Genomic DNA, 24919 nt, shown 5'->3' on the forward strand with positions numbered 1-24919 from the left:
ATTTATAATCTACTAATCTGATAATCTAACAACAAAGAGCAACCAAGATTGTTAAGAAGCTAACCACTATTGCTTTTTATGAAATATTAGGTATACTGGTAAAAATTAATTAAGCATCGATGAGCGGGAGAGTAATTAACGAGATCTAGTCCTCAGCGAGCCGGGAGAGTGTAAGCCGGTACAGATCCCTTTAATGAAGCGCACCCGTGAGATGGACTTCTGAACCTTAGTAGGAAGTCCCGGCTGAAGGCCGTTATCCCGTAAGGTGGCTGAACAACTTGTTCAGCAACGAGAGTGGTACCGCGAGCGCTAAAGCCCTCGTCTCTTTTGAGACGAGGGCTTTTTTGTATTTTCAAAGGAGGGTATACCATGTTAAATCAAATCATCAAAGACGGAATCGAGCACAGTGTACAACGTGTATTCAATACCTTAGGAGCTGACTATCCAGAGGACATTGCCATTCTGATCGAACAGCCAGCTAATCTAGAGCATGGTGATTATTCATGCAATATCGCTATGCAGCTAGCCAAAACTCTACGTAAATCCCCAATGGTCATAGCAGAATTAGTGAAAGCAGAGCTTCAATTCCAAGGGCGCCTCGCCGGTCTTTTACAAAAAGTTGAAGTCGCTGCTCCCGGATTTATCAATTTGTATATGAATTGGCAAAGCTGGGCTGAACATTCCTTTGAACTGCCTGCCAGCACTGGGGAAAAAGTCATCATCGAGCACACTTCTATCAACCCCAACAAAGCCGCCCACGTAGGTCATCTAAGAAACGCCTGTATCGGCGATACTCTAGTCAGAATTATGAAAAGAACTGGGTATAACGTAGAGGTCCATAACTACATTGATGATCTCGGCAATCAGCTGGCGGATACAGTTGTTGGATTATTAAATATATCTTTAGAAGGGGAACACCAACGTTTCGGTGATTTTTGCTGGGATCTTTATGCCAAAGTGAACAAAGAATATGCGCTGAACTCTGAGATGACACATAAGCGCACAGATATACTGCACTCCCTTGAACAAGGGGGCGGTAACGAAGCCTGGCTGGGCAACCTTGTAGCTGAACGCATCGTTAGAGAGCATGTAGAGGAAATGAAACATTTTGGAATTTATTATGATTTGCTGGTATGGGAGAGCAGTATTTTAAAAGAGGGATTTTGGGCAGCCGCAGCTGAGCTACTGAAGCAGACAGCCGTTTTTGTACAAGAGACTGAAGGTAAACTCGCAGGCTGCTGGGTGCTGAAGCAAGGAACAGAGGCTAACATTGGAGCGGATTCAGAGGAGCATCAGCTCGATAAGGTGCTGGTGCGTTCGAATGGGATTTTAACGTATACAGCCAAAGATATTGCCTATCATCTCTGGAAATTTGGTCTTTTGACCAAAGATTTCTCCTATAGCGAATTCTCGTCCGGTTTATGGACAACTGGATTAACTGGAACCCAAGAATCTTATGGGCAGGCGGACAGAGTCATCAATGTGATCGATTACAGACAGGAATATCCACAACAGATGGTTAAGCAAGCCTTAGGGGCACTAGGTTATAACGAGCAAGCAGACAAACTCCATCATGTGAGCTATGGTGTTGTATCTCTTAGTCCCGCTTCGGCGGCCGAGCTGGGTATAGATATTTCAGAAGGCAAATCTTCTTATGCTATGTCCGGACGTCAGGGAATCGGGATTAAGGTAAGCGATCTGGTGGAGCTTATGGAACAGAACATTGAGCACACACGTTCCGATAAAGACGGCCTCTCCAGCCGATTGATTGCCACTGCTGCGATTCGCTACTATCTGCTACGGTTTAATTTAGGAACGGAAATCGTGTTTGATTTCAAACAGGCTACCGAAATATCCGGCAATACCGGAGTTTATCTGATGTATACTTTTGCGCGTGCGACAAGCGTTTTGAGTAAAGCTACGATCCCAATCCTTACAGCTGCCGCACAGCTTCAGTTCCCTTCCGAATTGGAAAAAGCAGAGCTTGCCCTGCTAAGACAGCTAAGTCTCTGGCCGGAGATATTACATTCAGCAAGTATAGAGTTAACGCCAAATACGCTCTGCACTTACGCACATACCTTAGCTACACTGTTCAACAACTTCTATTCTGCATGTCCGATTCTAAAAGGAGATCCAGCTACGATCGAATTCCGCCTCTGGCTCACTTCAAGATTCAAGGACATCTTGGGAGATGTGCTCGAAGTGCTTGGGTTACCGACACCGAGCCGAATGTAAAAAACACAAAAAAGGCAATTTCCGCGCTTAACGCGGAGATTGCCCTTCTATATATAATGTTACTTATAAATCTCTATCACATTTCCAACTTCCGTGCTGAGACGATCAAAGTCCGCACGTTTGATGCGAACACCACCACTACGATAGCGGTTAGGTGTACCTTCTGTTTGCACTTCCGTACCGTTGATAGTAATTTGACTAATCTCACGACCTGTAAGGTGATAGATAAAGTCTACCTTAGTGCCTGCATATTCAAAGCTGAAGTGCATTCCATCCAGCGATTCCGGCAGAATCGGGTCAACAATTAAGTCTCCACCTTCCGTACGGATCCCCAGTGCATTCGAGATTAACTGGTTCATATAGATCCCAGGACCGCTGGAATAGATTCTCCAGCCACCTTTAACAGCTACGTCACCATTGCGCAGTTTATCGAAATTCTCCTGTGCCTCATAACGGGTGTTAAATTTACCATCCGAGCTACTGAAATAGGAGTTAGCTTGACGTAGTTCAGCGTTTGGCACCACATCGCGGATTCCGATCGGATTAATCGCTGCCAGACCCTTCCAGACCTGATCGGTTTTACCGAGCTTAGCCATAGCCTCTACATAACGGATATGTGCATGCACATATTGTAGTCCAATTTCCCGGCCAAAGTTAGCCGCTTGCTCCGCACGTTTGAAATGGGTGCTGACCCCGCCAACATATTGAGCTGGACGATTCATCAGACGTACACCGTCAGGACAGAATAGTTTATCCTGAATGACATCATAGTGTGCTTCGGCCTGTTCCGGAGTAAGCAGCTCACTGATCATACTGCGCGTCATTGGCAGCAGACGGTACTGAATACCTGTTTCTGTGTCACTTGGGTGCACCATAAGCTTAATCTGCTCAGGGTCCTCCATATACAGGAAGCCAGGAATCACTTCGGATTGAAGCATATGAGTATGGAAATCCTTACGGATTCCTTCCACCATCGTCTTCAGTTCCTCTGCCTCAGCTTGATCAACTGAACGAAGCACCTCTGAGAACTGATTAAGTGTCTGATAGGTAAGTGCCACTGTCCAGCTGCTGACCATATACTGCTTCAGCTGTGGATTTGCAGGCTGGAGCGTATCATCCCAGTCTCCATCACCGTAAGAAGACAGATGTGTGTCATGCAGGAAATGATCCTTAATATAAGCAATTTCCTTCCGTGCGTGATCCAGCAACGTCGCCTTTTCTTCTGTAAAGTCAAAGCTGTGCTTACGGGTATACGGTACTGTTGCTCCCAAGATGCTGTAATCCTGAGTTACTGCCAAGTAGTCTCCAAGCACCTTAAGCGGCCATACAATAATATCTCCATGACTTTCTTCCTGTTGTATCTTCGTATATTTATCAAACATGAACCACTGTGGCCAGTTGCCATCATCTTCATATTGATGACTGTACAGCGTCAGCAAAATTTCACGAACCTGTTCGTATTTTTGCGTAGCCATGAAATATTCCACAGGTCCCTGACATACATCCCGGGTTCCCCAAGCAGCGCCACCATATTGCTCTAAACCATGTGGAACCGAATAGTGAACCAGCATGTTATGTGTGTACCACCAAGTCAGAGCGTTAACCTTAAACAGTTCACCTTCTGTTCCGTCCCCAAGCGTCAGGCGGAAGCCATTCATCACACCAGCATAAAACGCGCGATAAGCAGAAATTTCTTCCTCAGCTGAACGATTTCTTGGAGCAAGTGACTTACCATCCAGAAGCCCTTGAATATTCAAGGTCCATTCACTGCTGGCAGACAGCTCCAGAACTGCTAACGGCGCTTCAGTTGGTTGAACAGGAGAGACAAGTCTACCTTCATCCTGCAGAGTTAACTCCGCACCCTGTACCTGTAATTTATACTGTAAGTCAGGATATTCACCAGCACTTAGTGCGCTTCTGTCAGCGGAGAAGATTACTGCTCCACCTTCTTGCTTAGATTGATATGGAAGCTCGTATTCATTAACGTTCATAGTGATTTGATTAGTGACTAAATAACGATAAGCTCGTCCGCTTTCCGAACGCACATTCAGGAATATCTCTGGCGAATCTTCGGTGGTGTAGTTCGTAATAATGAAGCATTCACCATCTGTTCTGTAATACCAACGAGCATAGTTGAAACCAACCTCAAATAGAGAAGGCATGGTCAGCAAACGATATTCACCGTTCCACTCTACATAAATGCGTTGTCCTGAAGCTTTTGGAATGTTAAGCGCATTTCTTGGATTGGACATTAGCTTGTTGAAATTGGTATTTCCAATTACCACTTGGGAGTTAAAGATCCCGTACATATAAGAAGTTGTTGTGATGACCTTATCATTAAGTCGAGCGTTATCCCCACTCATCAGGATATGGCCGTGTGGCCGTTCTACGCGCATTTCTTTCTCTTTTAATACTACGTGCTCATAATTCTCCGTGAAAAAGGAAAGTAGTGTGTCTCCTTCTCTCTCCTCCTGATAACGAACCGGAAACAAGACCCCGATCTCTTTCTCTGTCAGCGAATCTGCAGCCAGCGGTGCTCCCAGCTCCTTCGAGAAGAAAGAACGTTCAAGTGCTGCTTCAGCTTCTAAAGGTAAATCTTTAACAGCATCCCAAGCCGCAGCAATATCATTAGCAAATTCTAGCGCAGTGATCGCTTCTGGATGATCTTGCTTAAACAATCCGTAGAACACAAACCGTGTTTCCCCGCTCAGCTTCACCCGTTCCGATTGCAGCGCAGTATATGCGAATTCATATTGATAGATCTCATTACTTAATTGCTCAAGACCCAAGCTCTCTGGTTGGTTGGTTTCTTTATAGGACAGTCCAAAGAATTGAAAACCGTCTGTTGAGAAGCTTGTTGCCTTGGTAAGTGAACCCTGTTGCAGATATGGGAATTTCCCGCCCTGCGGCTGATTCTGTCTAGAGCAAACAACGTACCCGTTGGATTGATCCTCAAATACCGCATGATCGATATACTGTGACAGGTAAGCTTCATTACTGCGGACAGCGGCGATATCAGCAATCCCTACATCCTGTCCGTACACGAGATCTACCTCTGCATTTTGTCCAGTAAGCTTCACATCCCAGAACCAAGCTCCTCCTGCAGTAGGGGTGAAAATAACTTGATATTCAATATTTTCCGCAGTACCTTCCCAAACCAAACGGTTTCCAGCCTTACGTACAGTGCTTGAAGAATGAATGCCCAGCAAAGGAATGGCTTGAATGTTTCCATCATTGTGCACTCGCAAATATAGATTGGATAATGAACCATCCACAATGCTTGGCAGCAATTGATTGATCATTGTCCGTTCGTAGAGGACTTGGAACAAGTCCCCGCTGTTTGTAAAAGTGAAGGATAGATCCCCGGCGTTTAAACGGATGTTAGTATTCAAATTAGTAGTCATATTATACACTTCCTCCATTACGGCGTTACTGCCGTATATATTCTACTTATGCTAATGTTAAGCAAAAATCCCGTTCTTTAACCTCATTGCTGTTCGAACCGACGAATAATTTAAATCGTCCCGGATCGCTGCTAAAGCTTAGATCGCTATGATAGTAACGAAGCTGCTGTTCGGTAAGTGTAAAGGTCACTTCACGACTTTCCCCTGGTGAGAGGTTGATTTTGGCAAAATCCTTCAGTTCCTTCATTGGTCTGACGACCTCTCCGGAAATGTCTCGGATATACAGCTGCACTACCTCTTCCCCATCTACTTCTCCAGTATTGGTCACCGTAACTTTTATTTCAATAGGCTGATTTTCAGTCATAATTTCACCGGACAGAATTGGTTCACTATAGCTAAATGTCGTATAGCTCAGTCCAAAACCAAATGGCAAAAGCGGTTCATTAGGAATGTCCAGATATTGCGAGACATAACGTTTGTCGGCACCCGGAGCATGAAGTGGGCGTCCAGTGTTGAAATGATTGTAATAGACTGGAATCTGCCCAACGGATACCGGGAAAGACATCGTTAATCTTCCTGAAGGATTCTCATCTCCATAAAGTAGACTGGCAATTGCCGCTCCGCCTTCACTGCCCGGGAACCAAGCTTCCAAAATAGCATCCGCATGCTCGTACACACCGGCCAAGTCTAGTGGACGTCCATTAAACAACACCACCACGATAGGCTTATTCAGCTGTTTCAGACGTTGTAAAAGCTCAAGCTGCGCTTCCGGCAAACGGATATCTGAACGGCTGCCCGCTTCTCCACTCATCTCTGAATGTTCACCAAGCGCCAGTACAATCACATCAGCTTGCTTAGCAGCCGCTTCCGCCTCCAGCCACTGTTCCTCTGTAAAGCTATCGACTCCAGAACCTTCTGCAACAGTAATCTTACCCGCACCTGCGCGAGCTTGAAGTGCTGGTGCAAGACGGCTTGCCTCTTCCGTTGAACCCAACCACGACCACGGTCCAAGAATATCTCCGCTAGTAGCAAACGGTCCAATTAGCGCAATCCGTTGCTCTGCAGTAAGCGGCAGAACCTGATCATTCTTGAGCAGTACGCAGGATTTAGCCGCCAACTCACGCGCCGCATTTCGATGATCTTCACAGAAGATTACCTCACGCTCTTTCTCGACGTCAGCTCCGCGGAACGGATGCTCGAACAATCCCAATCTTTGCTTCAATTTCAAAATACGAAGCACAGCTTCATCAATAATCTTCTCATCTACTTGTCCATCTGCAACAAGCGCCGGAAGCTGATGAACATAACAAGCCGTCATCATCTCGATGTCTACACCAGCTTTGATGGCTTTAAGTGCTGCCTCAGCCTCATCCTCGGCGACACCATGTGGGATCAGTTCCTTCACTGCACCCCAATCCGAAATCAATACGCCATCAAATCCCCATTCTTCACGAAGCAGCTGGCGAAGCAGCTTGACGTTGCCGCTTATCGGAATCCCATCAATCGTATTAAATGAAGTCATAACCATTTCTGCACCTTCATCCAGTGCTGCACGATAGGCCGGCAGATAATATTCACGCAGCTGCCGTTCCGATAAATCCACCGTATTATAATCACGACCGCCTTCGGATAGACCATAGGCAGCAAAGTGCTTAATACAAGCCGCCAGACGATCTACATCACCAGTCAAGTCGCTTCCTTGAAATCCGCGCACAAACGCACGGGCAAACCTACCATTCAAATATGGATCTTCTCCTGTAGATTCCATTACTCTTCCCCAACGTGGGTCCCGTACAAGATCCGCCATTGGCGCATAAGTAACGTGCACACCGGAGACTGCCGCTTCTTTAGCCGCAATCTCGGCGCTCAGCTCTGCGCGATCCATATCCCAAGAGCAGCCAATTGCCAGCGGGACCGGAAAAATCGTCTTGAAGCCATGCACAATATCCGCCATCATCAGCAAGGGAATGCCCAATCTATTTTTGCGTAAATGGGCTTCCTGAACCGCAATGACTTGCGCTGCACCTGATAGACCAAGTACAGAGCCGCTGCTCTCGATCATGTGGTCCGTAATTCCCATGGATGCCATAGGGCCAGTGATTTGTCCTCCATCCTCTGCCCCTTCATAGAAATTAGCGGCTAGCTGCTGCAATTGTGCAATCTTTTCTTCAAGCGTCATCTGGTTCAACAAGGTAGTCAGTTGCTGCTCATTCATTTCAAATCCTCCATTGTTCAATTCTGCCGATGCCTATGAATGGAAAAACCCGTGTGCAAGAATTGCACGCGGGTCCTGTAGGTTCATTCCTACATGCATAGGGCGAAAGCTATTTTTTTAGATTGTTTAGTTCATCTAGAACCGGCTGAACGAGGGATTGTTTGCTCTTAACCCATTCTTTCCAGTTCGCCTCTAGATCGCCTGGTTTCAAAATCAGGTTAGTGTATTCTGTAGCATAGTCAAAGGAAGCCTGATTTTTAGCCTTGGAATCATACAACTGGTAGTCCCAGTCATATTCAGCCGTTGCTTTGTCTTTTAACGCAAGCTCAGCTTTTTCCTTGAACAGTTCTACAGAACGATCGCGATATTCTTTTTTGATCGCAGGGTTCACGACACTAAAGTCATCCGCCAAGACATACAGTCCTTCAAAACGGTTCGGATATTTCTTATCCAATGTTGTTCCTTCAGGGAGCAGGCTGATTAATTCGCCATTTTCGCCTTTTTTCCAATCTGTTCCTTCAAAGCCCAAGTTAACAGTCAATTGACCTTCTTTACTTGTTGTATATTCCATGAAGTCCATAATCCGTTCAAATTTCTCTTTGCTAATATCTGGCGAGAAGATTACAGCAGACCAGAAGTTAACTTGATCGAGGTTACGATATTTACCGTCATCGCCAAGTACAATAGCTGTGTGTACTAGGTCATCACTATTTACACCTAGGTTATCTTTCATTTTAACGTCCATGTCTTTTCTGTAAGAAGCCAAACCACCTAGACTCGTAATACCGGAAACACCGTTAACTGTGAACTTTTGGCCAGATTCACCATTTTTCCAAGTATAAAACTCAGGGTGCAGTAATCCTTCTTTATAAGTAGTTTGAAGTTCTTTCAGTGCCGCTAACGTTTCATCGTTGGCTGGACCCCATTGGTATTTGCCATCTGCATCTTTATAGAATGCTGACTCTACTCTGGAATGCACGCTATTAGCCATTACAATATTAGTCAAAGCATCGTTGATGTCATAAGAAATAGGAATGAGTTTATCTCCTACCTTGCCAGGGTCTTTCTCTTTAAGCAATCTAGCAAATTCCATCAGTTCTGTAGTAGTGTAGGCATCCTTCAATTCAAAACCAACAGCTTTAGCCCAGTCAGAACGCAAAGCAATTACTCCGATTTGGTTAATGAGCGGATCTGCCGGCTTGTTCTCAAAGTATACCGGTCTTGGCAGAACATAAGTGCCACCTACCGCTTTCTCCAATTCATCGCCAAGTCCTGTCAGCTTATAAGCGGCTGCCACATTCGGCCAGCGTTCTTTCCAGTCATCTGGCAGCTTGTACAGCAGCCCTTGATCAATGTAATTAAGCGCATCACCGTGAACATAGTTCCAGCTTGCTACGTCAGGAAGATCACCAGAGTTAATCCATAGGCGAAGCTTCTCAGCCCATGAATCCCATTCAATATAGTTGTAATCCCATTTAATATTGAACTTATCCGTAAAATATTTATGATACACGTTATCAAAATCAGATTCTGTTGTCTTAATGGTACTGGCTAACGAAATCTTCAACTCATCTTTATATCCATCTGTTGGATTGCCTGAATTTCCGCTATTAGCATTGTTGTCTGAGCTTGAGCATGCTGCCAACATGATTGGAGTAAGACATAAAACACCGGCAAGGATTGACTTTACAGATTTTCTTTTTAAAATATTCATTTTGTCCTCCTTAAATTGTGTGACTGACCCTCTTTTATATGGATAAATCATAAACCACTAGGTCTTGATAGCCCCTGTAAGTACCCCTTTGGCAAAGTGCTTTTGGAGCATTGGGAAGAAACACATAATAGGAACCATGGTAACGAATACTGCCGCCATTTTCATACCCATGGAGAATGATTGTTTACCCACTGCGTCAACACTTGTGGCATTCGATGCATTCACTTGGGCTTCCATAATGATAGATCGCAACACGTTCTGCAGTGGCATCTGATCCGCTTTCCGCAGGAAGATCATGGCGTCATACCATCCATTCCAGAAGGCTACTCCGTAGAACAATGTGATGGTAGCTACGATTGGAGCAGATAATGGCAGGACTACAGAGAACAGGATTCTCCATTCCCCAGCACCATCAAGTCGCGCAGATTCCATCAGGGACTCAGGCAGACTGCTAAAATAGTTCGACATCAGAATCAGGTTAAACGCACTGAAGCTTCCAGCCAGAATAACTGACCAAAGGTTGCCTGTCAGATGCAGATCCTTCATCACCAGGTACAAAGGTACAATCCCGCCATTAAAAATCATTGTGAACAAGACAAGCATAAAAATCAGCTTTTTACCCGGGAATTTATTGCGGCTAAGGCCGTAAGCCATACTTGTCGTTAAGAACAAGCTAAGCGGGAGTCCTAAGATTAAGATCTTAAAGGTATTCCAATACCCAGTCCCGATCCGCCCATCAGCAAAGAGTGCCCGATAGGATTCCAGTGTTGGGTTCTTCGGAAATAACATCATAGGGTTATCAGCGTATTCTTTTTGCGTAGAAAAAGAAATCATAATGACATTCCAGAATGGAATAAGAATGGCCAAAGCGCCCACACTCAGAATTACGAAAATCACATAATCCATAGCGGTCATTTTTTTATGGTCTTGCATAATGGTCAGCTTTTTTTTACTCATACATTTGCACTCCTTTCTTACCGGAATAAACCGTCTCCGCCCATAAGTTTGGCAGCTCTGTCTGCCAAAATCAGCAGAATCATATTAACAAGTGAACGGAACAAACTGACTGCAGTGGAGAATGAAAAGTCTGTTGAAGACTGGAACGTGATCCGGTAGATATACACATCTAGTACTTCCGAGACGTTTTTCGTTGCAGCGTTGCTCAAGTTAAAGATTTGGTCAAATCCAGATGACATCAGGCCACCGACAGAAAGGATAAACATAATCGTAATCGTCGGAAGAATGTTAGGCAGGGTAATGCGGAACATTTGCTGCAAGCGTGTAGCACCATCAATCTGTGCGGATTCATATTGGTCTGTATCAATACCAGAGATAGCGGCCATAAAGATAATGGCGCCCCAACCTGCTGATTTCCAGATATCCGTAAGATACAACATCGGAACGAACATTTTTTCAGAACCCAGGAAGTTAATGCCTGTCCCGCCAAACATTTGAATGAGGCTGTTAACCAGACCATCATAGGAAAGCACATTGATAACAACCCCGGATACTACGATCCATGACAGGAAGTTCGGAAATGTGAACACCGTCTGTAAAGCTTTTTTGTAACGATTCATGCGCAGTTCATTCAGCAGCAATGCCAATATGATTGGAAAAGGGAACTGAATAATCAGCTTACCGATGTTAATGGTTAACGTTCTCCATACGGCGTCAATAAAAGCCGGGTCACGGAACACATAGGTGAAATTCTCGAATCCGCTCCATGGGCTGCCCCAAATTCCTAAATTCGCTTTAAAATCTTTAAAAGCCAGAGATAGACCACCCATCGGCAGATAAGCGAATAGGAAAAGCCACACTAGTCCAGGAAGCACCAGAGTATAGACCATTCTGTTCTTCCAGACTTCCCTTAGGAACAGTTGGAATCTGCTGTCGTTCATTTTTTTAGCCGGTATTGCAACTTCGGATTTCAATTTGCATCTCCTCACTCTGCTTATGTCTTTTAGTTGTACAAGAAATCAAAGGTTGTCTTCAGATGTTCCTCCCAGAATCGCCATTCATGAGTTCCAGAGGTCTCAACATACTGAAATTCATAAGGGGTCGTCTCCAGGTAAGCTGCGAATTCCCGATTCATCTCCACAAACGGATCTTCCGAACCACAGCAAGCCAGAATCGAAGGCAGGTTACGTTTATCGTCGACCAATTTAGCAGCTAAAGCGTACAGATCCTGATCCGGCTTAATTTGTAAGCGTTTTCCAAAAGTACCCGCCATCTCCCTCGCCATGTCCTTGGACATTTGCGGATCGTTTAATCGTTTCTGGAGATCGGTAACTCCTGATAACGAAACCACTTTGCTGTAACGCTCGGGATAGGTAAGTCCACATTTCAGAGCACCATACCCGCCCATCGATAGACCAGCGATATACGTCTTCTGCGGATTATCATCCAACCTCATCATTCGGCCACAAAGCTCGGGAAGCTCATGGGTCACATAGTGGAAGTAATCCAGTCCGTACTCCATGTCTGTATAATAGCTCCTGTTTACTTGGGGCATTATGACTGTACAACCATATTGACTTGCATACTGCTCAATAGTAGTCATCCTGTGCCAAGTACTGGCGTTATCACCAGCACCATGCAGCAGGTAGAGCGTTCCTCCAGACATGTTGCCTGAATCGACGGGGGAGATAATACTGATGGTCGTTGTCATTCTCAAGGTAGGAGAACCTGTCTCAACTGTTAATAATGCCATGAGTTATCTCCTTTTCGTTCTTATTCATTTGTTTATTTTCTTGCAAGATCCCCGCTTAACCAGTACAGATTCGAATACCATATGTTTGTTTTGCGAATCACCTGTGATCAGGTCAAACAAAATTTCAACACTGGCCTTCGCCATATCCACTCCGGGTTGGCTGATCGTATCCAGAGATGGATGATAATATTCTGCCATTTCAATCCCGTCGAATCCGATAATCGAAACATCATTTGGAATTGATAAGCCCAAGGACAATAACGCCTTAGCCGCCCCAATGGCAATCGTATCTGATGCAGCAAAAACAGCAGTGATATCTTTTTTCTTATTGAGCAGACGTTTGGTAGCTGTAAAGCCAGAGCTTGGACTATATTCACAGTCCTCTACCATTGAAGGGTCGTACTCAATTCCATGCTCCTCAAGCGCCTTGATATATCCCATAAGCCGCCGGTTACCTGTTGTATTTTGCACCAGAGGAAATCTGGCCAAAAAACAGATATTGCGATGTCCTAATGAGATTAAATAGCTGACAGCTTTATAAGATTCCTGAAGATCATCAATGATCACGCTTGAAAAAACAGCAGGATCGACTTCTTTTGTAGTCGTGATGGTAGTCAGAACAAATGGAATTTTTAATTGTTTGAATTTATCTTCGGAATGATCATACGTTCCGCCCATAAAAATTACGCCATATAGATTTTTTTCTTTTACAAGCTGTAGAGCGATATCGATCTCGTCTACTCCATCTTCTACATGCTGGATCATTAGCGGACATCCCCGCAGATTCACCTGGCGTTCAACTTCTTTGATCATGTCGGCAAAAAACGGGTTTGAGATCCCTTTTACCATTAGCGCTATGGTATTGGATCGCGTTTTTTTCAAGTTGCTCGCATTACCGTTTGGAATATAGTTATGTTCTCTAACAACCGCCATCACTTTAGCTCTAGTTGTATCGCTTACAACACCGCTATTATTGATTACTCTGGAGACTGTGGCGATACCCACGCCTGATAGCCTTGCAATATCTTTGATATTCATATTTACCTTGCTCCACTCCTATGATGAGTCCCCCCTTCACCCGATGAAAATCAGGTTGTGGAAACGCATGAAATGATGGGAAACGTTTCCCACGACATCATTTTGAGTCCTTAGCGCGTTTTTTCCGCTTACTTCGTCCATTATGAACAGGTAATTTTTATAAGTCAACTAAAAAGGCAAAAAAATTGTGATTCATCACTTTTTATTTGGTTAAAATTACAATAAGTCTATAGTTATTCAATCTACAAATTAGTAATAATTGGTATTTATATATCAAACAATAGTTTTCCTTGTTTTATTGACTTTAAAATAAGAATGGAATACCATCAATTTAGTGATTTTCATCGCAATAACAGAAAACGTTTCCACTCATTTTTCTAGTTTTTCTTTTTGTCACTTCGCTATCCTAGCTAGGAATATCAAGAGAAAGAAGGACTCTTTTTATGTTGAACATGGCTCCATTCGCAGCTAAGGCTCGTGAACGAAACCTGAATATTTTCAATGTTCGTGTGCTTCAAAACGGAAACCTTGTGGGAAAACTGGATCTCACGGAGGATATTCGGCGCTTGCAGCATTCCGTCAGCAAGTCTTTTACTTGTATGGCAGTAGGTCTTGCCATTGATGAAGGGAAGCTGACACTGGAAACAACGCTTAAAGATGTTTTTCCGGAGTATGCCTCTCCTCTTAAACCAACACCTCCATCCATGCAGCCCGGAGATATAACTTTGTTCGATTTGCTGCGAATGAGTACAGGGCACGACTCCCCTCCATTTTGGGCTGAAGAGAGATTAGCCTTGAAGGATAAAAATTGGGTGCAGCATTATTTGGCTCTGACTTTAGACAGAGCTCCAGGAGAGAAATTTACATACAGCAGCGGAGATACCATTATGATCTCTGCAATGGTGCAAGCCCGCGTCGGGCAAACCGTAAAGGATTATCTGGTACCTCGTTTGTTTGCACCTCTGGGCATAAACAATGTCGATTGGGAAACAACACCTCAAGGGGTAACCCTTGGCTGTGCCGGACTTCAGATTAGCACGGAAGAGTTAAGCCGGTTTGGACAGCTGCTTTTACAGCAAGGAAAGTGGCAGGGCCAGCAACTAATTCCCGCAGCATGGATCGATTTTGTTACACAAAAACAGATCGACAATGATGGAAACGGCGACTGGGGAGAAGGATACGGCTGCCAATTCTGGCTCTGCTCCCACGACGCTTACCGTGCCGATGGCGCTCATGGACAATTCTGTCTTGTGGTGCCGGACGCTCAAGCAGTCATTGCAATTAACAGCATGGAAGATAACATGCAGGGAATCCTGGATACCGTCTGGGAGGAAATCTGGCCGCTTCTTTAGGAGCGGTCTTTGTTTATGGCTTGAGGTTAGCGTGCGCATAATGGGTAATTTACATTCTTCGGCGATTAGTACATAACACCGCCAAGTAACCAGCACTGTTTGAGGCTGAGGAAGCTTGCGGACTATGATGACGTTATTTACTCTTTTATCGCCTTACGAGCAACGTTTCGGACTATAGTGCAGCTATTCCTGAGAAAGTAGCTCATTTGGGGCACGTTTGGCATCAATAGTGACGATGGAGTTCGATGACATCACAAATGTATCACTTTTCAGTATTTAAGGTCATCTGGGTCCGATAGCTGCTGCGTAGGTGCAAATGTGGGCTAAGATGCTGGAAGCTTGATGTTCAATGATGGTTAGTAGCTCAACACGCCCAAGCGTTCACACCAAGAAGTGCTCAAACCATAAGCCCGCGACGCCAAACACGCCATGCAGTCAACACCAATAGATGCACAACACCAAGTAACCAGCATTACTTAGACTGAGGAAGCTCGCGGACTCAGGTGACGTTATTTACTCTTTTATCGCCTTACGAGCAACGTTTCGGACTCCAGTGCAGCTATTCCTGAGAAAGTAGCTCTTTTGGGGCACGTTTGGCATCAATAGTGACGATGGAGTTCGATGACATCACAAATGTATCACTTTTCAGTATTTAAGGTCATCTGGGTCCGATAGTTGCTGCGTATGTACAAAATAAGTAACTCATCACACCAAGTAACCAGTATTTCCTGAGACTGAGGAAGCTCGCGGACTCAGATGACGTTATTTACTCTTTTATCGCCTTTTGAGCAACGTTTCGGACTCCAGTGCAGCTATTGCTGAGAAAGTAGCTCATTTGGGGCACGTTTGGCATCAATAGTGACGATGGAGTCCGATGACATCGCAATTGTGGCACTTTTCAGCATTTAAGGTCCTCTGGGTCCGATAGCTGCTGCGTATGTACAAAATAAGTAACTCATCACACCAAGTAACCAGTATTTCCTGAGGCTGAGGAAGCTCGCGGACTCAGATGACGTTATTTACTCTTTTATCGCCTTTTGAGCAACGTTTCGGACTACAGTGCAGCTATTCCTGAGAAAGTAGCTCATTTGGGGCACGTTTGGCATCAATAGTGACGAGGGAGTCCGATGACATCGCAAATGTGGCACTTTTCAGCATTTAAGGTCCTCTGGGTCCGATAGCTGCTGCGTATGTACAAAATAAGTAACTCATCACACCAAGTAACCAGTATTTCCTGAGACTGAGGAAGCTCGCGGACTCAGATGACGTTATTTACTCTTTTATCGCCTTTTGAACAACGTTTCGGACTCCAGTGCAGCTATTGCTGAGAAAGTAGCTCATTTGGGGCACGTTTGGCATCAATAGTGACGATGGAGTCCGAAGACATCGCAAATGTGGCACTTTTCAGCATTTAAGGTCCTCTGGGTCCGATAGCTGCTGCGTATGTACAAATGTGGGCTAAGATGCTGGAAGCTTGATGTTCAATGATGGTTAGTAGCTCAACACGCCCAAGCGTTCACACCAAGAAGTACTCAAACCGTAAGTCCCCACCGCCAAACATGCCATGCAGTCAACACCAATAGATGTACAACACCAAGTAACCAGCATTACTCAGACCGAGGAAGCTTGCGGACTCAGATGACGTTATTTACTCTTTTATCGCCTTTTGAGCAACGTTTCGGACTACAGTGCAGCTATTCCTGAGAAAGTAGCTCATTTGGGGCACGTTTGGCATCAATAGTGACGATGAAGTCCGATAACATCGCAAATTCTGCATTTCTCAGCATTTAAGGTCATCTGGGTCCGATAGTTGCTGCGTATGTACAAATGTGGGCTAGATGCTGGAAGTTTGATGTTCAACGGTGAATCGAATTTCGACGTTTAGATCAAGAAGGAAGACAAAGCACCCCGTGTGTGACCTCGAACTAAAACTTGCGCACGCAAAAACAGCCCTCCCGAAGGAAGGCTGTTAATTGACGTCCCGGAAGGGATTCGAACCCCTGACCGTGCGCTTAGAAGGCGCATGCTCTATCCAGCTGAGCTACCGGGACATATAAGAAATAAATACTATGTATTGACGCAACGATATTTATTATACCTTATTCAGCGGATTTTTCAAGTCAAAACAACTTAGAAAAATAATAAAAGTGTTTCCGGTGCAGCTTTTTCACACGTCAGCGTAACCACAGGAAATGAAAAAAACGGCATTTCTGCCGTCCTTTTCTGCGATTCCAGTGTGCATTTTACAAACCTTCGATATTTACTCCAGCTTTCGAAAACGCTTCTCCAGCTGCTTTTTTAAATCCCCAAAAGTGAGTAATTCTCGTTGAAATTTGGAATGCTCATCTTCTGGCGACATGAAGTTGCTGCCTGTAAATGCACTCGAGGTCACATCTTGAAAAGCGTCATGCATATTGTTATCAAACCAATCGGTGGAGGTATCAGCATCATTAGTCAGAATACGGACAATCTCATATCCTTCTTCACGCCGATCCTCAACGATATACACCAAAAGCGCAGGATCACTAACAGCACCCGGCAAAACACCCACTTCTGCACAAGGCGCACCATCGTACTCCATCATTCTGCGAATTTTGGCGTCTTTAATATAATACACCTGTCATCCTTCCCTCCTGGCAAATTCCCCTCTCCCCTAGTGTTCGGATAAGGACATACATTTTATGCCTTCCTTCGGCATATATCTGTATTACTTGGCAAAAAAGTAAGGACAACAATCGCACAAAAGAGAGGATGAACCATCATGTGCGGAATAACCGGATTTATCCAGTGGCGCGGAGATCTCACTCAGCACTCGCAGCTGCTGGTCAAAATGACTGAAACTTTAGCAAACCGCGGCCCCGATGCAGCCGGAACCTGGATCTCAGGCCCCTGTGCTTTCGGTCACCGCAGACTTAGCGTTATCGATCCGGAGAACGGTGCCCAGCCCATGATCACCCGCCATGAGGAACAGGTATACGCGATTGTTTACAACGGCGAATTATATAACGCCCTCGAACTCAAACAGGAACTTAAGCAGCGAGGGCATCAATTCCGCACCCAGTGCGATACAGAAGTGCTGCTGCATTCCTATATCGAATGGGGGCCGGATTGCGCAGAGAAGCTCAATGGAATCTTTGCTTTTGCAGTATGGGACGGTCTTCGGGACCAAGTCTTTTTTGCACGTGACCGTTTAGGTGTGAAACCCCTGTTCTACAGCAAGGTTGATGATGTCCTGGTTTTTGGCTCAGAACCTAAAGCGTTACTGCAGCATCCCAAGGTACAACCAATCGTCGGTCCTGAAGGTCTCGCAGAAATCTTCATCATCGGTCCAGCGCGTACACCGGGTCATGGTGTTTATAAGGATATGCAAGAGCTTCGTCCAGGTCATGCTATGATCTATAGCCGTGAAGGTCTGCGCAGTTATGCCTATTGGAAGCTGGAGAGCGCAAAGCATACAGACAATGAAGCAGAGACAGCCGCTAAGGTGCGTGAACTGCTCCAAGATACACTCGAACGCCAACTGGTCTCGGACGTCCCTGTTTGCTCTCTTTTGTCGGGAGGGCTGGATTCCAGTGCGCTGACGGCACTTGCAGTGGATTACTACAACCGGAATGGTCAGGGACAAGTGGATACTTATTCCGTAGACTATGTAGATAACGACAAACATTTCAAAAGTCATACTTTCCAGCCGGGAGCAGATGGGCCGTGGATTAAACGAATGGTCGATGAATTGAATACAAACCACCACTACATCTCGTTCGATACACCGGAGCTTGTAGAAGCGCTGGATAATGCTTTGTACACTAGGGATTTACCAGGGATGACCGATGTGGACTCTTCGTTGTACTTATTTTGCCGGGAGATTAAAAAGAACGCGACAGTAGCTATTTCCGGTGAAGCGGCGGATGAGATTTTTGGGGGATACCCTTGGTTCCACCGTGAGGAAATGCTCTCCTCAGGCACTTTTCCTTGGTCAGTTGCTCCGAAAATGCGTGCAAGTCTACTTTCCCCAGAAATTAACGAGTGGATTCGTCCACTGGAATATTTGGGTGACAGATATAGTGATGCGGTGGCTGAAGTTCCGAAGTTGGATGGAGAAACAGGAAAACAAGCACAAATGCGCGTAATGTCCTATCTGAATATCACCCGCTTCATGCCTACTCTGCTAGACCGTAAAGACCGAATGAGCATGGGCGCAGGGCTAGAGGTACGTGTTCCTTATTGTGATCACCGACTCGTTCAATATGTATTTAATATTCCGTGGGAAATCAAGAATCTGGGGGGCCGTGAAAAAGGGATTTTACGTAAATCTCTTGAAGGCATTCTTCCAGACGATGTGCTCTACCGCAAAAAAAGCCCTTACCCCAAAACTCATAATCCTGCCTATTTAAATGCGGTACGAACTCAGGTATTAAACATTCTGGATGACTCCACTTCCCCCCTACTTCCGCTAATTGATGCTGCCAAAATCCGTGAGATCGCCGCTTCCCCGGAATCCTCAACCAATCTGCCTTGGTTCGGCCAACTCATGTCCGGTCCTCAGCTGTTTGCTTACCTCGCCCAAGTGGATCTCTGGCTGCGTAAATATAACGTCTCCATCCAATAAGCACGTAGAGAACTGAGGTAACCGACAAGCCAAACAGCAAGTCCCCGTATCCGGTGGCTTGCTGTTTGGCTTGTATTTGCAATAATTACTCTACGATCTTGTCTGAACGATCTTTAAAAATTAAAGTTGTCCGGGTCCGGGCCAAATCGATGGTCTTTGTTCAAGCCCTCGATAGCTTTGACATCCTCATCACTAAGCGTAAAGTCAAAGAATCCCGCATTCTCCTTGATTCGATCCGCATGTACGGATTTAGGAATCGTAATGACACCTTGCTGCAAATCCCAGCGAAGTACAATTTGAGCAGGGGTCTTGCCATACTTCTCAGCCAACTCGTTTAAGAGTGGTAGATCAAGATTCCCCTGCATTAATGGACTCCATGCTTCAAGCTGAATGCCCTGTTCATTGGCATATTTCAGCAGCTCGCGCTGAGTCAACAGCGGATGGAATTCCACCTGATTCACCACAGGCACCACTCCGGTATCCTCGATGATATCTTTCAGATGATGAACCTGAAAATTGCTCACACCGATAGATTTGATGAGGCCTTCTTTTTGCAGATGAATTAAGGCCTTCCATGTCTCACGATATTTCCCTGCCACCGGCCAGTGTATGAGATACAGATCTAGATAGTCCAGACCCAGCTTGCGCCGGCTATCCTCGAACGCTTTTAGCGTAGATTCATAACCTTGATCAGGATTCCGTACTTTAGTTGTAATAAACAACTCATCCCGGGCCACTCCACAATCACGAATAGCTTGTCCTACGCCTTCTTCGTTATTGTATCCGGCTGCCGTATCAATACTGCGATATCCTAATTCCACTGCGGTTTTGACCGCATGAATAACCTCTTCGCCATCTTTAGTCTTATACACGCCAAGACCCAGCCACGGCATGGTCACCCCGTCATTTAAAGTAGGACCACCCGAGAACGGTGCATTCAATTCACTCATCGCTTAACCCTCCAAGCTTATTGTTATTTCGTTAAACATACTTAACCTATTTATCCACTTAAGAAGCAAACGCTACCATAAAAAGTATAGCAGATGGCTTCATCATTCCCCAAATCCTTACAAAAAAACGGAGGCGTAAGCGCCCCCGCTCTTCTTTATTTCTCAATTAGTTTGAAATCATCAAAATGGAATTCAGGAGAAACAATACAGGATACCAGCGTCGGCTCTTTGCCTAACGAGCGCGCGGCCTGCCATACTCCCGCTGGAACAACCACTTGTGGCTGCTGGCCTGCAGCAATATCGAGACCCAGAATAACTTCCTGCACATCCTCAGGCTTATCTCCATTACCTCCGAGACTTAGCACGATTGGACTACCGGAATGCCACAACCAAACTTCATCGGACAATACAGTATGCCAATCAGATTGTTCGCCTTCGTGAAGTAAAAAATAAATTGAAGATGCCGAATGACGTGATCCAGAATAGCTATCGCCTAACACTTCCTGCGAAATTTCAAATTCCGAATTCCAAAGTCTTTTGTACCAACCACCCTCAACGTGAGGCTGTAATCCAAGCAGTTCAACTAGCGGTGAAATTTCTTTTTGCGTCACAGTAGCTTCTCTCCTTCAAAGTTAGCATGAACAACAATAGCTTCGTATGCATAAGGTTGTTTTTGCTTTTTACTTTAACGGAATAAGCTCGAATTGTAAAATCTATTTACTGTCCTTGCTCGCTTTGAAGACTTCTGCAATCGCTCCAAGACTTCCCAGCGTTTCAACAGCGCTTGTTGGTAAGAACACTTTATTAGCAGGACCTTTGGCAATCTCAGCCAGAGCCTCGAAGGAACGATAAGCCAGAACATGCTCATCCAGACCTGCCGAACGAATCAGCTCAATGCGTGATTTTTCTGCTTCTGCCACGGCTTGAATCGCTTTAGCCTCACCGTGTGCTTCCAGCTCTTGCGCCTGGCGAGAACCCTCTGCTTGACGGATACGCGCTTCTTTATCGCCTTCTGCTTTTAGAATCTTACTTTGTTTATCCCCTTCAGCGCGTAGGATCATATCCTGCTTGGCAGCTTCCGCCTCCAAAACAATGGCACGTTTGCTCCGCTCTGCTTTCATCTGCTTATCCATCGCTTCCTGAATATCCAATGGCGGTTTGATATCGATAACTTCCACACGCTCGATCCGTACGCCCCACTTCTCAGTAGCTTCATCGAGAGCAAGACGGATGTCCGTCGAAATCTTTTCCCGTCCAGACAAGGTCTCATCCAATTCCAGCTTACCGATGATTTGCCGCATTGTTGCCGTCGAAATGTTTCTTACCCCATACACATAATCAGAAATACCATAAGTAGCTTCCTCTGGTCCAACCACCTGGTAGAAAATAATCGTATCAATCTGCACCTGCACGTTATCCTTTGTAATTACCGTTTGTGGAGGTACATTCGCTTGTTGAATCCGTAAATCATGGTACGTGCGCACCTGATCAATTACAGGAATCAGAATGTTCAACCCCGGTGTCAGCAGACGATTAAATTTACCGAGCCTTTCCACTACGCCTACCCGTTGCTGTGGTACGATTTTGACTGTTAATGCCACAAAAACTACGACCACTACAATAATAATTGCGATAATTGCCCATTGCATTAGTTCATTTCCCCCCATCGTTCTACTTCGATAATCGTCGTGCCTCTTTTCACTACTCTTACAACCTCATCCTTGCCCAGATTCTGATCAGAGCTCGCGCTCCACGTATCTCCGCCTACCTTCACTTGCCCGTAACGTCCCTGCTCTATCGGCTTAACAACTACTCCTTGCCTACCAATGATTTCTGTACCTGTATCCTTGAACCCACGTGAATGGCGAAATCTTGAAACCAGTGGTTTCGAGAATATAGTCAGACCAAGTGCGACCAGTGATCCAAGGACCACCTGAAACAAAATGGCTTCGGGAACAATCAGCGACACCAAACCTGCGGCCAAAGCACCAATACTAAGCCACAATAAATAAAAAGTAAGCGTCATCATCTCAACAACAAACAGGACACCGGCTGCGATCAGCCAAAACACCCACACAACCATCGGTGAGCCCACCACCTTCCGTATGATACTACTATAACGAAAAGAAACATCGATGCGTTGCATAGTTCCATAAATAAATATTTCAGGCATGTATATGATTTATATTCATTACATCGGTGGTTATGTGTTTCTTCATGAGTTTCTTGATAAAAGGCGAGTATACAAATCCAAAAGGGTTCACTTTTTGAAGAGTCGCTATAAATTAGAAAATTCTCCCCCTGTATCACCTGATTTTATCCCTAGCGCAATTGCAAGCTATGCTTGAGAATAAGAGTTACCATCACCCATTTATATCTAATTCATCCTAATTATCCAACTTCCAAACAACCTCCTCTATTCATTCAAACCATACACAGCATGTTACATCTTTTAAAATCCAAGAAACAGCAGCACACAAAAAGCATAAAAGAAAGCGCTTACTGATTGGGTAGGCTTGATTTGGACCGCTGCTTTTTTGCTGCTGAATCTACGAATTGAACTTCAATAGAATGATAGGGACGCCAAGGGTGATGGTGCACTACAACCGACGGGAGGTGAAGGTCAGGACATCTTGCCGAAAAGAATTTCGAACTACACTTTGAATCTAGGAGGTAGAAATTCAATGATCTTCACGAAAAAAGCTTCACGCAAAACCTTTGCAATTGCGATGATCGCCGCGCTTGTTCTGACACTCTTTTCCACCCTGGGCGGCAGTCCCAAAACAGCCAACGCCGCACAGGATTACAAACTGGTTGGTTATTACGCTTCATGGGCCGCTTACGGGCGTGCTTACAATGTAACTGATATCGATCCTACCAAAATGAATGTCATTAACTACGCTTTTGCGGATATTTGTTGGAATGGCATCCATGGCAATCCCGACCCCACTGGACCTAATCCGGTGACCTGGTCTTGCCAGAATGAGCAAGGCCAAGCCATCAGCGTTCCGAACGGTACGATTGTTCTTGGTGACCCGTGGATTGACACTGGAAAAAGCTTCGGGGATGACAAATGGGATGATCCCATCAAAGGTAACCTGAAGCAGCTATGGAAGCTGAAGGAAAAGAACCCGAACCTGAAGACCCTAATCTCCGTTGGGGGCTGGACCTGGTCGAACCGTTTCTCGGATGTAGCTGCGACAGCTGCGACCCGTGAGGTTTTTGCCAATTCCGCGGTTGATTTTATTCGAAAATACAAGATGGACGGCGTGGATCTCGATTGGGAATATCCAGTAAGTGGTGGACTTGCAGGCAATAGCTACCGTCCTGAAGATAAAGAAAACTATGTACTGCTGCTGCAAAAAGTTCGCGAAAAGCTGAATACAGCCGGCGCGGCGGATGGAAAAACCTATCTGCTGACCATTGCTTCCGGGGCAGGCCCAACGTACATCAACAATAATAATCTGGCTGGCATTGCTTCCGTTGTCGACTGGATCAATATTATGACCTATGACTTTAATGGGAGCTGGAACACCACCACCGGACATAATGCTCCGTTGTACTATGATCCCGCAGCTTCCGCTTCGGGCTTAACCGAACCGCAAAATTTTAACATCGATAAAGCGGTAACCTCCTATCTTGCGAATGGTGTACCTGCGAACAAGCTTGTACTTGGCATGGCTTTTTACGGTCGTGGTTGGGGCGGAGCTCCTGCTTCAGGAAACGGCCAATATCAGGTGTCCGCTGGCATCTCACCAACGGGTACATGGGAAAAAGGCAGCTATGATTTCTATGATCTCGAAGCCAATTATATCAACAAAAACGGTTATACCCGCTATTGGAATGATACATCCAAAGTGCCTTATCTCTATAATCCAACAAATCAAACCTTTATCAGTTATGACGACGTAGAATCCTTTGGCCACAAGATCAGCTACCTGAAGTCCAAGGGTCTTGCAGGTGCTATGTTCTGGGAAACAAGTGGTGACCGGAACAAAACACTAACCAATAAACTAAACGCCGATCTTGGTGGCGGAGTGGTGCAGCCGACACCGACACCATCCACATCACCAACACCTACACCAACTGCAACCGCTACACCTACTGCAACACCAACGCCAACTGCAACCGTGACGCCAACCCCAACGCCTACACCGGGACAATGTTCGGCAGCGACCTGGGGTGCAACAACCGTATACACTGGCGGACAGCGTGTCTCCTACAATGGCTCAGTCTATGAAGCCAAGTGGTGGACGCAAGGGGATCGTCCTGATCTTAGCGGAACTGATGGGGTCTGGAAATTCATCAGCGTATGCGGAACAGCGACACCAACACCAACTGCAACTGTGGCCCCAACTTTAACACCTACGGTAGCACCAACGGTAGCACCAACGCCTACCGCAACCGTTGCACCTACGCCTACTTTAGCGCCAACACCAACTGCAACCGTTGCACCTACACAAACTCCTTTACCTACCGCTACGCCTACTTCGGAAGGGTCTAGCTGGGGAACAGGCGTTGCGTACAAAACAGGTGATGTCGTCGCTTATAACGGAAAAACATATACCTGCTTGCAGCCCCACACTTCACTTCAGGGCTGGGAGCCAGCCACCACACCTGCGCTATGGAAGCTCAATTAAAGACTTGCAGGAAGCATCGTTCCTGAAATAACATTATCCCCCTTTGGAGGTATAT

At 45.5% G+C, this 24919-nt stretch carries 16 protein-coding genes, 1 tRNA gene and 1 other annotated feature; of the genes, 4 read left to right on the plus strand and 13 right to left on the minus strand.

Annotated elements, in window-relative coordinates; translation table 11 throughout:
- Positions 1-110: 110 nt before the first annotated feature.
- Positions 111-329 (plus strand) — a binding site (T-box leader).
- A 40-nt stretch (positions 330-369) separates the two neighbouring features.
- Positions 370-2235: an arginine--tRNA ligase gene (locus MHI51_RS24880; RefSeq protein WP_342410106.1), complete on the plus strand. Its 1866-nt coding sequence runs from the start codon at positions 370-372 to the stop codon at positions 2233-2235.
- Positions 2236-2294: 59 nt separating this feature from the next.
- On the opposite strand, the gene MHI51_RS24885 is transcribed toward MHI51_RS24880, so the two are convergent.
- The 7 genes from MHI51_RS24885 to MHI51_RS24915 form a co-directional block, all read right to left on the minus strand.
- Positions 2295-5639: a GH36-type glycosyl hydrolase domain-containing protein gene (locus tag MHI51_RS24885; protein ID WP_076278014.1), complete on the minus strand. Its 3345-nt coding sequence runs from the start codon at positions 5637-5639 to the stop codon at positions 2295-2297.
- 46 nt (positions 5640-5685) lie between these two features.
- The gene (gene bglX / locus MHI51_RS24890; protein ID WP_076278015.1) at positions 5686-7854 is read right to left on the minus strand and encodes a beta-glucosidase BglX; all 2169 of its coding nucleotides are present in this window, start codon (positions 7852-7854) and stop codon (positions 5686-5688) included.
- A gap of 109 nt (positions 7855-7963) precedes the next feature.
- Entirely contained in the window at positions 7964-9568 is a 1605-nt protein-coding gene (locus MHI51_RS24895; RefSeq protein ID WP_076129208.1) for an extracellular solute-binding protein, read from the minus strand.
- Positions 9569-9625: 57 nt separating this feature from the next.
- Positions 9626-10525 (minus strand): carbohydrate ABC transporter permease, encoded by a 900-nt coding sequence (locus tag MHI51_RS24900; protein WP_036686985.1) that lies wholly within the window; start codon positions 10523-10525, stop codon positions 9626-9628.
- A gap of 17 nt (positions 10526-10542) precedes the next feature.
- Positions 10543-11466, minus strand: a complete 924-nt coding sequence (locus tag MHI51_RS24905) for a sugar ABC transporter permease (protein ID WP_036687012.1) — start codon at positions 11464-11466, stop codon at positions 10543-10545.
- A 62-nt stretch (positions 11467-11528) separates the two neighbouring features.
- The gene (locus MHI51_RS24910; protein ID WP_076278016.1) at positions 11529-12278 is read right to left on the minus strand and encodes an alpha/beta hydrolase family protein; all 750 of its coding nucleotides are present in this window, start codon (positions 12276-12278) and stop codon (positions 11529-11531) included.
- Positions 12279-12302: 24 nt separating this feature from the next.
- A complete protein-coding gene (locus MHI51_RS24915) occupies positions 12303-13316 on the minus strand; it encodes a LacI family DNA-binding transcriptional regulator (RefSeq protein ID WP_076142395.1) in 1014 nt (337 codons plus the stop codon).
- A gap of 443 nt (positions 13317-13759) precedes the next feature.
- On the opposite strand from MHI51_RS24915, the gene MHI51_RS24920 reads away from it, so the two are divergent.
- Positions 13760-14668 carry a serine hydrolase gene (locus tag MHI51_RS24920; RefSeq protein ID WP_076278017.1) on the plus strand — a complete coding sequence of 303 codons (909 nt, stop codon included), beginning with the start codon at positions 13760-13762 and terminating at the stop codon, positions 14666-14668.
- A gap of 1977 nt (positions 14669-16645) precedes the next feature.
- On the opposite strand, the gene MHI51_RS24925 is transcribed toward MHI51_RS24920, so the two are convergent.
- Both MHI51_RS24925 and MHI51_RS24930 read right to left on the minus strand, forming a co-directional pair.
- Positions 16646-16719 (minus strand) — tRNA-Arg (locus tag MHI51_RS24925).
- A gap of 209 nt (positions 16720-16928) precedes the next feature.
- Positions 16929-17285, minus strand: a complete 357-nt coding sequence (locus MHI51_RS24930) for a hypothetical protein (protein WP_036686975.1) — start codon at positions 17283-17285, stop codon at positions 16929-16931.
- 144 nt (positions 17286-17429) lie between these two features.
- On the opposite strand from MHI51_RS24930, the gene asnB reads away from it, so the two are divergent.
- A complete protein-coding gene (gene asnB / locus MHI51_RS24935) occupies positions 17430-19274 on the plus strand; it encodes an asparagine synthase (glutamine-hydrolyzing) (RefSeq protein ID WP_076129204.1) in 1845 nt (614 codons plus the stop codon).
- A gap of 113 nt (positions 19275-19387) precedes the next feature.
- Here asnB and MHI51_RS24940 read toward each other — a convergent pair whose 3' ends face one another.
- From MHI51_RS24940 to MHI51_RS24955, 4 genes are all read right to left on the minus strand, one after another.
- Positions 19388-20224, minus strand: coding sequence for an aldo/keto reductase (locus MHI51_RS24940; RefSeq protein WP_076146344.1), 837 nt, complete (start codon positions 20222-20224; stop codon positions 19388-19390).
- Positions 20225-20379: 155 nt separating this feature from the next.
- A complete protein-coding gene (locus MHI51_RS24945; protein WP_036686965.1) occupies positions 20380-20835 on the minus strand; it encodes a cupin domain-containing protein in 456 nt (151 codons plus the stop codon).
- A 102-nt stretch (positions 20836-20937) separates the two neighbouring features.
- The gene (locus tag MHI51_RS24950; protein ID WP_076129203.1) at positions 20938-21873 is read right to left on the minus strand and encodes an SPFH domain-containing protein; all 936 of its coding nucleotides are present in this window, start codon (positions 21871-21873) and stop codon (positions 20938-20940) included.
- On the minus strand, positions 21873-22307 hold the full coding sequence (locus MHI51_RS24955) for an NfeD family protein (protein ID WP_405173331.1): 435 nt from the start codon (positions 22305-22307) through the stop codon (positions 21873-21875). Before MHI51_RS24955 ends, MHI51_RS24950 begins: the two co-directional genes overlap by 1 nt.
- 601 nt (positions 22308-22908) lie before the next feature.
- Here MHI51_RS24955 and MHI51_RS24960 point away from each other — a divergent pair.
- Positions 22909-24864 (plus strand): glycosyl hydrolase family 18 protein, encoded by a 1956-nt coding sequence (locus tag MHI51_RS24960; RefSeq protein ID WP_076278018.1) that lies wholly within the window; start codon positions 22909-22911, stop codon positions 24862-24864.
- Positions 24865-24919: the final 55 nt, after the last annotated feature.

It is taken from the genome of Paenibacillus sp. FSL H8-0260, assembly GCF_045040625.1.
Classification (GTDB): Bacteria; Bacillota; Bacilli; order Paenibacillales; family Paenibacillaceae; genus Paenibacillus_AQ; species Paenibacillus_AQ odorifer.

What these genes read in the sequence shown, in the direction of transcription:
- MHI51_RS24880 (WP_342410106.1), top strand. Translation starts at nt 370, where the DNA reads ATGTTAAATCAAATCATCAAAGACGGAATCGAGCACAGTGTACAACGT.
- MHI51_RS24960 (WP_076278018.1), top strand. Translation starts at nt 22,909, where the DNA reads ATGATCTTCACGAAAAAAGCTTCACGCAAAACCTTTGCAATTGCGATG.
- bglX (WP_076278015.1), bottom strand. Translation starts at nt 7,854, where the DNA reads ATGAATGAGCAGCAACTGACTACCTTGTTGAACCAGATGACGCTTGAA.
- MHI51_RS24950 (WP_076129203.1), bottom strand. Translation starts at nt 21,873, where the DNA reads ATGCAATGGGCAATTATCGCAATTATTATTGTAGTGGTCGTAGTTTTT.
- MHI51_RS24895 (WP_076129208.1), bottom strand. Translation starts at nt 9,568, where the DNA reads ATGAATATTTTAAAAAGAAAATCTGTAAAGTCAATCCTTGCCGGTGTT.
- MHI51_RS24900 (WP_036686985.1), bottom strand. Translation starts at nt 10,525, where the DNA reads ATGAGTAAAAAAAAGCTGACCATTATGCAAGACCATAAAAAAATGACC.
- MHI51_RS24905 (WP_036687012.1), bottom strand. Translation starts at nt 11,466, where the DNA reads ATGAACGACAGCAGATTCCAACTGTTCCTAAGGGAAGTCTGGAAGAAC.
- MHI51_RS24940 (WP_076146344.1), bottom strand. Translation starts at nt 20,224, where the DNA reads ATGAGTGAATTGAATGCACCGTTCTCGGGTGGTCCTACTTTAAATGAC.
- MHI51_RS24915 (WP_076142395.1), bottom strand. Translation starts at nt 13,316, where the DNA reads ATGAATATCAAAGATATTGCAAGGCTATCAGGCGTGGGTATCGCCACA.
- asnB (WP_076129204.1), top strand. Translation starts at nt 17,430, where the DNA reads ATGTGCGGAATAACCGGATTTATCCAGTGGCGCGGAGATCTCACTCAG.
- MHI51_RS24885 (WP_076278014.1), bottom strand. Translation starts at nt 5,639, where the DNA reads ATGACTACTAATTTGAATACTAACATCCGTTTAAACGCCGGGGATCTA.
- MHI51_RS24955 (WP_405173331.1), bottom strand. Translation starts at nt 22,307, where the DNA reads ATGGTTGTGTGGGTGTTTTGGCTGATCGCAGCCGGTGTCCTGTTTGTT.
- MHI51_RS24910 (WP_076278016.1), bottom strand. Translation starts at nt 12,278, where the DNA reads ATGGCATTATTAACAGTTGAGACAGGTTCTCCTACCTTGAGAATGACA.
- MHI51_RS24920 (WP_076278017.1), top strand. Translation starts at nt 13,760, where the DNA reads ATGTTGAACATGGCTCCATTCGCAGCTAAGGCTCGTGAACGAAACCTG.